This is a genomic window from Apilactobacillus zhangqiuensis, assembly GCF_019656215.1.
Classification (GTDB): domain Bacteria; phylum Bacillota; class Bacilli; order Lactobacillales; family Lactobacillaceae; genus Apilactobacillus; species Apilactobacillus zhangqiuensis.
In genome coordinates, this window is the sequence record NZ_BPLK01000006.1 from 37,371 (window position 1) to 51,856 (window position 14,486).

A 14,486-nucleotide genomic window follows, 5' to 3' on the forward strand; every position below is an offset into this window, starting at 1 on the left:
CTATTTTGGAATTAAGTCAATTTTTCACACAATTGCCACAATACGATGATATTGTTAACGATTTAGCACCAAAACATCGTCAGTTAGTGACTGGTTTATCAGGTTCTGCGAAGACAATGATGATTGCAGCTTTGTTTAAATCCACAAAGCGTAACTTTTTAATTGTGACTGATACTTTATCCAGATGTGATGATATTGTTGAAGATTTACAAAATGTTGTCTCCGAAGATGATGTATTAGAGTTTCCAGTCGAAGAAGTATTAGCCGCAGAAGTAGCCACCAGTTCGCCAGAATACAAGGCGACTCGTGTGCAAGCTTTATCAAAGCTATTGAGCGATGAGCCTAAAATTATTGTAACGTCTGTTTCCGGTACCAAACGTATTTTGCCGGAGCCAAACGATTTTTCTGATGCTAATTTAACCATCTCAATTGATGATGAAGTTAATTTAGATGAATTAAGAAACAAACTATTTCAAATGGGCTACACACCTGAAAAGATGGTGGCAGCACCGGGTGAATTCTCACTTCGTGGATCAATTATTGATATTTATCCGTTGAACTCAGAATATCCAGTTCGAATTGATTTATTCGATACTGATGTCGATTCATTGAGATATTTTGACGTATCTAACCAAAGAAGTTTGGAAAATATTGAAACCATCTCAGTATTACCAGCGACTGATATTGTATTAAACGAAGCACAAAGACAACAAGCAGTTTCTAATTTGACCCAATTACGTGATAAGCGTTTGGCAAAATTAGATAGCGACGAATTAAAACAACGACTAACTGACGCTGTTCAAACTATGATTGATGATGCCAACGAAGGAGTCATCGATCCTGATTGGATAATGTATACCAAAGCGATGTATGAAAAAGAAACGACTATCTTCGATTACCTAGATGATAACGGGGTAGTCTTATTTGATGACTACAGTCGCATTTTGGAAAACAGTCAACAGTTAGTCGAAGAGGAACAATCATGGGCCGACGACAAATTTGACCACGGTGAGATTGCATCGACTGATTTATTCAGTGTGGACTTTAGGGAACATTTCCACAAAATCAATCAAGCAGAAATTTTAATGTCATTGTTCCAAAAGGGGATTGGGAATCTTAAGTTAACCCAATTAAATGATATTAAGGTGCGTCCAATGCAAAAGTTTTTTGGGCAAATGCCACTTCTAAAGACAGAAATAGACCGTTGGCACAAACAAGATGATACCGTTGTGATTCTGGTTAAGGACAAGGCTAGAATGCAGAAGGTATCACAAACTTTGACCGACTTTGAAATCGAATCTGTTCAAACTACCAGTGACAACATTTTAGAACATCAAGTTCAGGTTGTTAGTGAACGTTTGAAGAGTGGTTTTGAATTGCCAATTAAACAGTTGGCGGTAATTACCGAATCAGAAATGTTTACGACTGTGCATAAGAAACGTCCACGTCGTCAAACATTCTCAAATGCGGAAAGAATTAAGAGCTATGCCGATTTGAAACCGGGCGACTATGTTGTTCACGCTAATCATGGGATTGGTAAGTATGAAGGTATGAAGACCATGGAAGTTGATGGTAAACATCAAGATTACATGACCATTGCTTACCAAAATAACGCCAAGTTGTTTATTCCGGTTACTCAATTAAACTTAATTCAAAAGTACGTTTCATCAGAAGATAAACATCCACGTGTTAATAAGCTGGGTGGAAGTGAATGGCAAAAGACTAAGTCTAAGGTTCAAGGTAAGATTGAAGACATTGCCGATGATTTAATTGACTTATATGCTAAACGTTCTAACCAGGTGGGATACGCATTCCCAGAGGATGATGAATACCAAGAAGAGTTTGAAGGGGCATTTCCATACCAACCAACACCCGATCAGGTAAAGAGTTCAGAAGAAATTAAAAAGGATATGGAACAACCACATCCAATGGATCGTTTGTTAGTTGGGGATGTTGGATATGGTAAGACCGAAGTAGCATTACATGCTGCCTTTAAGGCGGTCGAAGCCGGAAAACAAGTTGCTTTCTTGGTGCCAACCACTGTCTTGGCACAACAACACTATGAAACAATGGTGAACCGTTTCGAAGGTTTCCCGGTATCAGTAGCTGTACTATCTCGTTTCAGAACTAAGAAGCAGGTAGAAGAAACCAAAAAAGGTTTACTGGATGGCTCAATTGATATCGTGGTCGGAACCCATCGTTTGTTATCAGATGACATCAAGTTTGCCGATTTAGGACTGTTAATGGTCGATGAAGAACAACGTTTCGGGGTTAAGCACAAGGAAAAGATTAAACAACTGAAATCTAACGTTGATGTATTAACATTAACCGCGACACCAATTCCTCGAACATTGAACATGTCGATGATGGGTGTTCGTGATTTATCAGTTATCGAAACACCACCAGCAAACCGTTACCCAATTCAAACTTATGTAATGGAAGAAAATGCCGGAGCAATTCGCGAGGGGATTACCCGTGAAATGCATCGTGGTGGACAGGTCTTCTTCATGCATAACCGTGTTTCAGACATTGAAGATACCGTCATGAAGCTACAAAAATTGGTACCGGATGCTAGAATCGCATATATTCACGGTCAAATGACCGAAAATCAATTGGAAACTATCCTGTATGATTTCGTTAACGGTGAATACGATGTATTGGTTACAACTACCATCATCGAAACCGGGGTGGATATTCCAAACGCCAATACTTTATTTGTCGAAGATGCTGATCACATGGGACTATCACAGTTGTATCAAATTCGTGGTCGAATTGGTCGTTCCAACCGTGTCGCTTATGCGTACTTTATGTATAAACCTAACAAGGTTTTGACCGAAGTTTCCGAAAACCGTTTGGAAGCCATCAGAGACTTCACCGAATTAGGTTCTGGTTTTAAAATTGCCATGCGTGATTTATCACTTCGTGGGGCCGGTAACCTATTGGGTAAGCAACAATCAGGTTTCGTCGATTCAGTCGGTTATGATATGTATACTCAAATGCTGGCCGATGCGGTGGCAACTAAGCGTGGTCGTCGTGCTGAACAACGAGTTGATACGACAGTTGAAATGGATGTTGAAGCATACTTGCCAAGCGACTATATTCAAGATGAAAAACAAAAGATTGAATTGTACAAGCGAATTAGACAAATGCAAAACGACGATCAATATCGTGAATTACAATCTGATTTAATTGACCGTTTCGGTGATTATCCAACCGCGGTAGAAAATCTATTAACCATCAGTCGTATTAAAATGTATGCTGATTCATCATTAATTGAAAAGATTAGGCAAACACCAAAACAAATTACAGTCACTCTATCAACGATTGGAACTCAATTCTATGATAGTAAGCAAGTGCTAAAGGCAATCGCTCAAACTGAATTTAGATCAATGGTTGGTACTGCTAATGGCAAAATGCAAATCACCTTAATCATTCAACCTAATATGGATGAACAAAAATGGTTAGGTGAGTTAAGCAAGTTTGTCGAAGCATTAGATAAAGAACACACAGGAAACTTAAAAAATGAAAAATGACAATAAACTATCAGTGATAATGAAAGGGGCAATGATTTTATCTGTTGCATCCTTGATTAGTAAGGTATTGAGTGCCGTTTACCGTGTCCCATTTCAAAACCTAGTTGGCAACATTGGCTTTTATGTTTTCCAACAGGTATATCCAATCTATGGAATCGGGATGGTGTTAGCGCTAAGTGGACTGCCAATTATTATTTCACGTGTTATCGCTGAGCAAGAAACAACATTGCAGAAAAAAGCCCTCTTAAGACAGCTATTCATCATGCTTTCGATTTTTGGGATATTGATATTTATCATCTTTCAAGTTAAAGCAACATCGATTGCAGCTCTAATGGGTGACATCAGATTAGACAGCTTGATTCGCGCAGTTAGCTGGATGTTTTTAATGATGCCAATCTTGGCATGCCTTAGAGGATATTTCCAGGCAACCTTGATTATGAAACCAACTGCTTATTCTCAGGTGGTAGAACAGGTAATTCGTGTCGGATTAATTATCGCTGCTGCGTATGTTGGTGTCAGACATCATGTTGATCCATATACAATTGGAACCTACGCAATGATTGCGACACCAGTTGCTGAAATTTTTTCAGTTGCAATTTTAATTCGCTACTATGCTGTAGATATTAAAGAATTACCACATAAAAAGGTGATGTCTTATCAATCACTATTGAAACGATTGGTGTATGAAGGTGGCACAATCTGCATGCTTTCATCATTAATGGTGTTGATGCAATTAGTCGATTCGTTTACAGTTCGTAAGGGACTGCTGTTAAACGGATTGAACCTAATTGATTCTCAAGCGGTCAAGGGAATCTATGATCGTGGCCAGCCGCTAGTGCAATTAGGACTGGTAATCGCAACATCGTTTGCCTCTGCGATTCTGCCATCATTGAGTTTGGCCTATTCGAAGAAACAAATGAAGTCGTTTCATAACCTAGCATCTGAAATGCTTAGGGTTAGCATGTTTATGACTGTAGGTGTTGCAGTCGGGATGATTAGTTTAATGCCATTGATTAATCGTTTGCTATTTAACAGTGGTCAACAAAACACAACAATCAGTATCTTCATGATTAGTGTCGTGTTGACAACGATGATTATGATTTATAGCAGTATCTTGCAGAGTGCAAATCACTTTAAAATCACAATTATAGCGATTATATTGGGGTTAGTAAGTAAAGTCTTAATCACCAAGGAAATGGTTGCCCACATGGGAATCGTTGGTGCAAGTATTTCTACAGTAATTAGTCTGTTGTTGATGCTAATCATTGAAGTAAAGTTCGCGCCAAGAGACATTGTTAAGATTGAACATAAGTGGAGCTTCCTATGGAAGTTATCCGTAATTGCTTTGATTATGCTAGTCATTGAAATGATTTTGATGAACCTGTTTGGAGCAGTTCATTTGGTTCTTAGTCAAAGACTAAGCGCCGTCATCTCACTATGTTTCTTAGTGCCAATTGGAGCGACCGTCTTTGGTGTACTGGCAATCAAATGGAAACTATTAACCAACCAAGAATGGCAATCAGTGCCAGTAATAAATAAGTTTATAGATAGGTGGATGTCAAAATGAGATTAGATAAGTTTTTAAAAATTTCAAGAATTATTAAGAGAAGAACTGTAGCAAAGGATATTGCTGATCAAGGTCGTATTACCGTTAATGACCGTGTGGCAAAATCATCATCAAATGTTAATTCAAATGATAAGTTAGTGATTAAATTTGGTAACAAGACATTAACTGTTCAAGTAAATCAATTGTTCGAAACTACCAAGAAGGCTGATGCGGACAGAATGTACACCGTTTTGGACGAACAATACGAAAGAGACTTTAACGCTGAATAATTAAAATTTAGTTACAAAATTAATTATCTATTTATTTTTTTTAAGAATCATCTATACTATTAAGTATCAAATTGAGGAGGGGATACCATGGATGTTGATAAGGTTCATCAATTGAATAATCGATACACGAAGATCAAACGATCTCGACATCAAGAAATTTTACGCAGTCGAAAAAAACGTGGAATTATCCTGGTAAGTTTTTTCCTCGTTGTGATCTTAATGTTGGTTGCTCAAATTTTTATAACTAAATCAAAGATTAGCAACGTTTCTGAACAACAAGTTCAAACTAAAAAAGACCTTAAGAAGAGTAAAGTCGATAATCAAAAGTTAAAGCAAAATATAAAACAGTTACATGATAAGGACTATATCCAAAAAGTAATTCGTGAAAAGTATTACTACACCAAGCCGGGCGAGACTGTTTACAGTCTTCCTGGGGATGTCTCAAAGGATGTAACTCAAAATTAAAATGGTATGAAAAAATACCATTTTTTTTATACAATTATCATTTAAATGGTGCTATACTAAAGTTACTAATCATTATTAGGAGGACAAATTTTTTTATGGCAATTGAAGTTGGAGCAAAAGTTTCCGGCAAAGTATCAGGAATCACTAATTTTGGTGCTTTTGTTGATCTAGGCGAACACAAAACAGGATTGGTTCACATTAGTGAAATTTCTGATGGCTATATCAAAGATATCAAAGATGTATTAAAAGTTGGCGATGACGTTAAAGTTAAGGTTCTAAGTGTTGGTGACGATGGTAAGATTGCTTTATCAATTAGAAAAGCAGTTGATAAGCCTGCCAAACCACAAAGAAGAGAACAACCAAAGATGGCCCATGGACATTCAAATCACGGTAAGTTTGGTAATAACCGTCATCACAATGATAACCATAAAAATAACAAGGCTAGTTTCGATGACTTAATGGACAGTTTCCTAAAGGAAAGTGAAAGCAGACTAGCTACAATCAAGAAAAATACTGAAGGTAAGCGTGGAGGCCGTGGCGGTCGCCGTAGTTAACCAAATAAAAAATGATTGGGGTAGGATTACCTTAATCATTTTATTTTTACCAAAATTGTGACTAAAAGGGGACGGTGTTAATGCCGGAACAAAATATTACCCAGCAAAAATTTGATCGGATAGTCGATAGTAACGACTGGTTTAAGCACGATGAAGCGGTGGTTGTTGCTGTATCTGCTGGTGTGGATTCGATGGCGTTGCTTAACTTAATGATGAATCTGCCTAAACAGAATAGACCAACAATAATCGTTGCTCATGTGAACCATCATTTAAGAGAGCAAAGTGCAGAAGAGGAACAATATGTCAGAGACTTCTGTAGCAAGAATGATTTAAAACTGGAAGTTGGTAATTGGGAAGAACAAAATCACCCAAGCAATGGAATTGAGATGGCTGCTAGAAAATACCGCTATGATTTCTTTTCACGGGTAATGAATAAGTATAATTCACGTATATTACTAACGGCACATCATGCCAATGATCAAGCTGAAACCATTTTGATGAGATTGATTCGGGGATCATTTATCAAGGACTTAGTTGGAATTAAGCAAATCCGTCAGTTTAATGGTGGATGCTTAATTAGACCACTACTTGGTTTTAGTAAAAAAGAATTAACTAATTATATGAAGGATTCCACTATTAAATGGTATGAAGACGATACCAACCAAAAGCTAGACGTTACCAGAAATCGCATCAGACATCGTTTAATTCCATTTATTGAAGCCGAAAACAATCGCGGAATTGAGCATATTGATTCTTTTTCACAGCAGCTAGACTTAATGAAAAAACAAAACGATTATTTGATGGGGAAGATATTAAAAAATATTAAGGTTGTAAGAGATGTCTATTCACTAGATAATTTTTTGAAGCTACCGGATTACGTTCAGGTCGGCGTAGTCGATTATTTAATCGATCAAAAAGTGGTAGATGGTCTTAATGTAGACATCGTTAAACAAGCCACTGCACTACTTAATAATGATGAAAAGCCACAAGGTGTTGTCGATTTATCCGATAAATGGGTCTTAAAAAAAGAATATGACAAATTTTTAATTGAAAATATCAATCAAAACGTAATAACTGGATTTAAAAACGAATATTTTGTGGTAACATTGAATAAATGGTATTCAGAAGATAATATTCAGTGGATGATTACGGATAGTTCTGATGTTTCTGATAGTGAGGCAAAACGAATTTCACGTTTTCATCTTTTTGATGCAGAATTCCCATTGATTGTACAAAAGACGCAAAATCGTGATAGAATAACGCTTAAAAATGGTGGACATCAAACAGCTAAACGACTATTTATCAACAAGAAGATACCAGTTGATAAAAGGCATTCGGCCCAAAGTTTGATGACTGATCAGGGAAGGTTATTAGCCATTTTAGGCTACAGTGAATCTGTATCTATTGATAACTCTAGTGCTAGAGTTTATACATTAATCATTAAATAAAGTATGTGGAAGGAGAAACTAATGAACAACGACATTCTAAAAACCTTGTATAGTAAGGAAGACATCACAGATGCTTGTCGCAGATTAGGTCAACAAATTACAACTGATTACAAAGACAGAAAACCAGTGGTAGTTGGTGTATTGAAAGGTGCTATTTTCTTCATGACTGATATTGTCAGGGAAATGGACCTTTACATGGACATCGATTTTATTGACGTTTCAAGCTACCATGGAGGTACTGCATCAAGCGGAACCATTGAATTAATGAAAGATATTGATGTGGATGTTAACGGTAGGGATGTTATTTTCATTGAAGATATTATCGATACTGGTAGAACATTGAAATATTTAGAAGATTTATTAGCTGAACGCGGTGCTAGATCAATTAAGGTATGTACTTTAATGGACAAGCCTGAAGGAAGAGTAGTTGAAGCTAAAGCTGATTACGTTGGTCTAGAAGTACCTAACGAATTCGTAGTTGGTTATGGTTTAGATTACCAAGGTAAGTATCGTAACCTTCCATATGTTGGTGTATTAAAACCAGAAGTTTATTCAGACAAATAAATAGTTAATTCTTCTGAAAAATGATAATATATGCTTTGTGTAATGTGTTGAAAAAATGGCGGGTCTCACCATTTTATTTTTAATACATAACAAAGCATTGAACACAGGAGGCAATTGATGCGTAATAACAATAATAAAGGATTATTCAAGAACAGCCTGTTCTACATAGTGTGCTTCTTGATTGTCTTGGGAGTTACTTTCTTTGTTACATCAAAGAACGGTCAACCTCAAAACAAAGAATTACAATCTAGTCAGTTTGTTCAAGAACTAAAAGATAACAAGATTAAGAGTTTTTCAATTCAACCAGAAAATGGTGTATACACTGTTTCTGGTGAATACAGAAAAGCACAAAGCGTTAAATCAAACAATTCTGGTAGTATTTTATTTAGTAATACCAAGAGTGAAACTAAGGTTTCATCTTTCAAGACTAAGGTTTTGAAGAACAATGGTACTATTAATGAAATTACAAACTATGCTAAGAAGAATAACGTTAAGATGGGTGCCAAAGCCGCTGATACTGACAGTGGCTTCTGGTCAAACCTAATTTTCTCATTACTACCAATGTTAATCATCATCATTTTCTTCTTCGTAATGATGAACCAAATGGGTGGTAAGAATGGCAGCAAAGGCGGCATCATGGGTGTTGGTAAGTCAAAAGCTAAACCAACTAAGAGTGATGTTCGTTTCACAGACGTTGCCGGTGAAGAAGAAGAAAAACAAGAACTTGTTGAAATCGTTGAATTCTTAAAGGATCCAAAGAAGTTCACCAAGTTGGGTGCTAAGATTCCACATGGTGTCTTATTAGAAGGACCACCAGGAACTGGTAAAACTTTACTAGCTAAAGCCGTATCTGGTGAAGCTGGCGTACCATTCTACTCAATCTCAGGTTCTGATTTTGTTGAAATGTTTGTCGGGGTTGGTGCTAGTCGTGTTCGTGACTTGTTCACACAGGCTAAAAAAGAAGCCCCAGCAATCATCTTCATTGATGAAATCGATGCCGTTGGTAGAAAGCGTGGCAACGGCATGGGCGGTGGTCACGATGAAAGAGAACAAACATTGAACCAACTACTGGTTGAAATGGATGGTTTCTCAGGTAACGATGGTGTCATCGTAATTGCCGCAACTAACCGTGCTGACGTATTGGATCCTGCCTTAACTCGTCCAGGTCGTTTTGACCGTAAGGTACTAGTTGGTAGACCAGACGTTAAGGGTAGAGAAGCAATCTTAAAGGTACATGCTAAGAACAAGCCAATCGCTGATAACGTTGACTTACATGAAATCGCTAAACAAACTCCAGGATTCGTTGGTGCTGATTTAGCTAACTTGCTAAACGAAGCTGCTTTATTAGCTGCTAGAAGAAACAAGTCAGAAATCGGTCCATCAGAATTGGATGAAGCTGAAGATCGTGTAATTGCTGGTCCAGCTAAGAAAGATAAAGTTGTTAGTCAAAAAGAACAAAACATTGTTGCCAACCACGAAGCTGGTCATACAATCGTTGGTTTAGTTCTAAACGATGCTCGTGTAGTTCACAAGGTTACTATCGTTCCTCGTGGACGTGCCGGCGGATACGCAATCATGCTTCCAAAAGAAGACCAACAATTGCTATCTAAGAAGAATGCAATGGAACAACTTGCTGGTTTAATGGGTGGTAGAACTGCCGAAGAAATTATCTTTGACTCATTGTCTTCAGGTGCTTCTAATGATTTCGAACAAGCTACTAACTTAGCTCGTGCTATGGTTACTCAATACGGTATGAGTGAAAAGTTAGGTACTGTTCAATTGGAAAGTCCAAACGATGACCCATACGCAAGAAGATATTCTGAAAAGACTGCTTCAGTTATCGATGAAGAAGTTAGAAGATTAATTGATGAAGCTCATGGTCAAGCTCATGATATTATCGAACAACACCGTGAACAACATAAGGTAATCGCTGACGCATTACTTAAGTACGAAACTCTAGATGAAAAAGAAATCTTAAGTCTATACCGTACTGGTAAGATGCCAGAAGAAAACACTTCAAGCGATAACGAAGATGCTTCTTTTGAAGAAAGTAAAGAACAATTAGAACAAAAAGAAAATCAACATCAAGATAATGATGAAGACTAACTAATAGAGCGTGGGTTGAATTTATTTGACTCACGCTTTTTTAGGTAATTACGGAGGAATAAAAATGGCAGACTATTTAACAAAGAGTGTTACCAAAGATGGTATGTTTAGAGCATACGCAATGGAAGCTACCGGAGTGGTAGATGAAGCACAAAAAGATCATAAAACATGGCCTGTATCTTCAGCGGTATTAGGTCGTTCATTGGTAGCTAGTCTATTATTAGCTACATCTGTATTGAAAGGTAAAGAAACAATGACTGTAAAGGTATTGGGTGATGGTCCTGCCGGACCAGTACTAGTCGACGTGGATGCAAATGGTCACGTTAAGGGATACATTCACAATCCACATGTTGATTTACCATTGAACAAGCACCACAAGTTAGATGTTGGTGGCGCAGTTGGACAAGGTAGTCTAGAAGTAATGAAAAACTTAGGTGGGGACGAACCATACGTAAGTAACGTCCAACTAGTTTCAGGTGAAATTGGTGACGACTTTACTTTCTACCTAGCTCAATCAGAACAAATTCCATCAGCTGTTGGTGTTTCAGTATACGTTAACGAAGATGGAACCATTGGTGCTGCCGGTGGATACTTGATTCAAGTGCTACCAGGTGCATCTGATGACGCAATCAGCAAACTAGAAGAACGTTTGAAGTCAATTCCAATGATTTCAGAACTATTCTTATCAAAACAAAAACCAGAAGACATTTTGAAATTAATCTTCGGTGAAGATAACATCGACATCTTACAAAACATGCCGGTTGAATTTAAGTGTGATTGTTCAAAGGAAAAATTTGCTGAAAAGATTGCCGGTCTAAACGATAAGGAAATCCAAGCTATGATTGATGAAGATCACGGGGCAAAGGTTATTTGTAACTTCTGTGAAACTGAATATAATTACAGTGAAGACGACTTAAGAGCCTTATTAACTGACAAGAAAGATTCAAAAGAATAGTAAGTATGCAGTTTTAAATTTAGTATGATATGATGTTTATCATGTTAAACGTGTTTAATATTGAGGTGAATATAAATGGAATGGAAAATCGGAGATGTTACTATCCCCAATCAAGTAGTTGTTGCTCCAATGGCTGGAGTTACTAACACTGCTTTTAGAATGATTTGTAAAGAATCAGGAGCCGGACTTGTTGTCTGTGAAATGATTTCTGATCGTGGTTTAATGTACAAGAACAAGAAGACTCTAAGTATGTTGGATATTGATCCAAAAGAACATCCAATGAGTATTCAAATTTTTGGTGGTACTAAGGAAACCCTTGTAGAAGGGGCTAAGTTTATCGACCAAGAAACTGATGCTGATATTATCGATATCAACATGGGTTGTCCCGTAAACAAAGTTATTAAGACCGATGCCGGTTCAAAATGGCTATTGGATCCAAATAAGGTATACGAAATGGTTTCATACGTTACAGACGCTGTTAAAAAACCAGTTACTGTTAAGATGAGAACTGGTTGGGATGAAGACCACGTATACGCTGTTCAAAATGCATTGATGGCAGAAAAGGCCGGTGCCTCAGCTATCGCAATGCACGGTAGAACTAGAAAACAAATGTACACTGGTAATGCCGACTGGGACGTATTAAAACAAGTTGCTGACGCTTTAACTATTCCATTTATGGGTAATGGGGATGTTAGAACTCCTCAAGAAGCCAAGAGGATGTTAGACGAAGTTGGAGCAGACGCTGTAATGATTGGACGTGCCGCTGAAGGTAACCCATGGATGCTACAACAAACAAAACACTATCTAGAAACCGGTGAATTATTGAAGGAACCTTCAGTCGATGAAAAGATTGCAACTGCTAAGGAACATCTACACCGTTTAGTAGGTGTGAAGGGTGACTTCACAGGTCCACGTGAATTTAGAGGACAAGCTGCTTACTACTTAAAGGGTATTTCTCACTCAGCAAGAACCAAAGTTGCTCTAAACAACGCTGAAACTGAACAAGAAATGGACGATATTTTCGATAATTTCCTTGAAAAGACCCATAAAAGAGAAGCAAAAAAAGCGGATTTAAGTGAAATGTAATTTTTTAAATTATTTTATGGTATTATGTTAATATAAAATAATTTATTCTGATGGAGGTTTTACTGTGGCACAAGAAAAGCAAATGAATGACCAATTGCGAGTTCGTCGCCAAAAGATGAATGAATTACGAGAAGAAGGGGTCGACCCATTCGGTAGCCGTTTTGAACGTACTCATTTAGCTAAACAATTACACGATAAGTACAACGATAGTACTAAAGAAGAACTAGAAGAAGAAAATCTTAAAGTTGTTATCGCTGGACGTATGGTTGCAAAACGTGGAAAAGGTAAGGTAGGTTTTGGTGATTTACAAGATCGTACCGGTAGAATTCAACTATACGTAAGAAAAGATGAAGTAGGTGAAGATAACTACCATTTCTTCAAGCGTGCCGACTTAGGTGATCACTTAGGTATCGAAGGTGAACTAATTAAGACAGACATGGGTGAATTAACTGTTAAGGCTACTCATGTAACTTTCTTATCAAAGGCTTTGCGTCCATTGCCTGACAAGTACCATGGTTTACAAAACAAGGAACAAAAATACCGTCAAAGATATCTTGATTTAATTTCAAATCGTGATAGCTTTGACCGTTTCCAAAAACGTAGCAAGATTATTTCTGCAATCAGAAACTATCTAGATAATGAAATGGACTGTACTGAAGTAGAAACACCAGTACTACACAACCAAGCCGGTGGTGCTAGCGCCCGTCCATTCATTACTCATCACAATGCACTAGACATTGACTTATACCTACGTATCGCACTAGAACTACATCTAAAACGTTTAATCGTTGGTGGCATGGAACGTGTATACGAAATCGGTCGTGTATTCAGAAATGAAGGTATGGATCAAAACCATAACCCAGAATTTACTGAACTAGAATCATACATTGCATACTTCGACTTCCATGATGTTATGGATGAAACTGAAGGTATTTTCAAGGCAGCTGCTAAAGTTGTTACTGACAACGGTATCATTAACTACCGTGGCGAAGACGTAGACTTTAACAAGCCATTTGAACGTTTACACATGGTAGATGCTATCAAAGAATTTACTGGAATTGATTTCTGGAAAGAAATGAGTCTAGAAGAAGCTAGAAAACTTGCTGACAAGAATAACATTGAATACCAAGATTTCTGGACTGTAGGACACATTATTAACGAATTCTTCGAAGAAAAGGTTCAACCAGAAATTAAAAACCCAACATTTATCTATGGACACCCAGTAGAAATTTCACCATTAGCTAAGAAGAATGCTGATGACCCAAGATTTACTGACCGTTTTGAACTATATGTTGAAGGTATGGAATACGCTAACGCATTCTCTGAATTAAACGATCCAATCGATCAAAAAGAAAGATTCCAAGCTCAAGCTGCTGAAAAGGCTAACGGTAACGATGAAGCACAACCTGTCGATTTAGACTACGTTGAAGCTCTAGAATACGGTATGCCACCAACAGGAGGACTAGGTATTGGTATTGATCGTCTAGTTATGTTATTAACTGATGCTGAATCAATTAGAGATGTTCTACTATTCCCAACTATGAGACCAGAAGACAACTCAGAACAAGACTAAGAACTACAATTAAGCGTAGAGAATTGATTAATTTCAATTCTTTACGCTTTTTTTGTCGAAAGTGGTTGACGATGTTACACAAACTTGATAATATATTAAATGTTGTTTGAAAGACGAACAGCTTGAAAAAATAAATATAAAAAGTTGTTGACATAACAACGATTACATGGCATAATATTTATTGTTGTCGTTAAGAGATAACGTTAATAAATTTGATTGCTTGAAAAAAGTTGTTGACATTGTTTCACAGCTTTGATATAATTAAGAAGTCGTAATTTAGACATATAAATGGTAGATCTTTGAAAACTGAACAAGATTGATAATCGATGATGTGTAAGGAACTTACAACTTGGTTGTAAGAATTAA

11 protein-coding genes are annotated in these 14,486 nt (G+C 37.2%); all 11 read left to right on the plus strand.

What is annotated here, in order from left to right:
* Positions 1-5: 5 nt before the first annotated feature.
* The 11 genes from mfd (at position 6) to lysS (ending at position 14,120) form a co-directional block, all read left to right on the plus strand.
* Positions 6-3,533 carry a transcription-repair coupling factor gene (gene mfd, locus K5Q07_RS06740; protein ID WP_505603631.1) on the plus strand — a complete coding sequence of 1,176 codons (3,528 nt, stop codon included), beginning with the start codon at positions 6-8 and terminating at the stop codon, positions 3,531-3,533.
* The gene (locus K5Q07_RS06745; RefSeq protein ID WP_220730245.1) at positions 3,523-5,100 is read left to right on the plus strand and encodes a putative polysaccharide biosynthesis protein; all 1,578 of its coding nucleotides are present in this window, start codon (positions 3,523-3,525) and stop codon (positions 5,098-5,100) included. Before mfd ends, K5Q07_RS06745 begins: the two co-directional genes overlap by 11 nt.
* Positions 5,097-5,369, plus strand: a complete 273-nt coding sequence (locus K5Q07_RS06750; protein WP_220730246.1) for an RNA-binding S4 domain-containing protein — start codon at positions 5,097-5,099, stop codon at positions 5,367-5,369. The genes K5Q07_RS06745 and K5Q07_RS06750 overlap by 4 nt, the downstream gene beginning before the upstream one ends.
* 87 nt (positions 5,370-5,456) lie before the next feature.
* Complete coding sequence (locus K5Q07_RS06755; protein ID WP_220730247.1) at positions 5,457-5,834, plus strand: FtsB family cell division protein; 378 nt, start codon at positions 5,457-5,459, stop codon at positions 5,832-5,834.
* Between the two features lie 95 nt (positions 5,835-5,929).
* Positions 5,930-6,388 (plus strand): S1 domain-containing RNA-binding protein, encoded by a 459-nt coding sequence (locus K5Q07_RS06760; RefSeq protein ID WP_220730248.1) that lies wholly within the window; start codon positions 5,930-5,932, stop codon positions 6,386-6,388.
* An 80-nt stretch (positions 6,389-6,468) separates the two neighbouring features.
* Positions 6,469-7,836 carry a tRNA lysidine(34) synthetase TilS gene (gene tilS / locus K5Q07_RS06765; protein ID WP_220730249.1) on the plus strand — a complete coding sequence of 456 codons (1,368 nt, stop codon included), beginning with the start codon at positions 6,469-6,471 and terminating at the stop codon, positions 7,834-7,836.
* Positions 7,837-7,857: 21 nt separating this feature from the next.
* A complete protein-coding gene (gene hpt, locus K5Q07_RS06770) occupies positions 7,858-8,400 on the plus strand; it encodes a hypoxanthine phosphoribosyltransferase (protein ID WP_041152423.1) in 543 nt (180 codons plus the stop codon).
* A 117-nt stretch (positions 8,401-8,517) separates the two neighbouring features.
* Positions 8,518-10,506, plus strand: a complete 1,989-nt coding sequence (ftsH, locus tag K5Q07_RS06775) for an ATP-dependent zinc metalloprotease FtsH (RefSeq protein WP_220730250.1) — start codon at positions 8,518-8,520, stop codon at positions 10,504-10,506.
* A gap of 64 nt (positions 10,507-10,570) precedes the next feature.
* On the plus strand, positions 10,571-11,461 hold the full coding sequence (hslO, locus tag K5Q07_RS06780) for an Hsp33 family molecular chaperone HslO (protein WP_220730251.1): 891 nt from the start codon (positions 10,571-10,573) through the stop codon (positions 11,459-11,461).
* 75 nt (positions 11,462-11,536) lie between these two features.
* Positions 11,537-12,547 carry a tRNA dihydrouridine synthase DusB gene (dusB, locus tag K5Q07_RS06785; RefSeq protein WP_220730252.1) on the plus strand — a complete coding sequence of 337 codons (1,011 nt, stop codon included), beginning with the start codon at positions 11,537-11,539 and terminating at the stop codon, positions 12,545-12,547.
* 64 nt (positions 12,548-12,611) lie between these two features.
* Complete coding sequence (gene lysS / locus K5Q07_RS06790) at positions 12,612-14,120, plus strand: lysine--tRNA ligase (RefSeq protein ID WP_054606252.1); 1,509 nt, start codon at positions 12,612-12,614, stop codon at positions 14,118-14,120.
* Positions 14,121-14,486 lie beyond the last annotated feature (366 nt).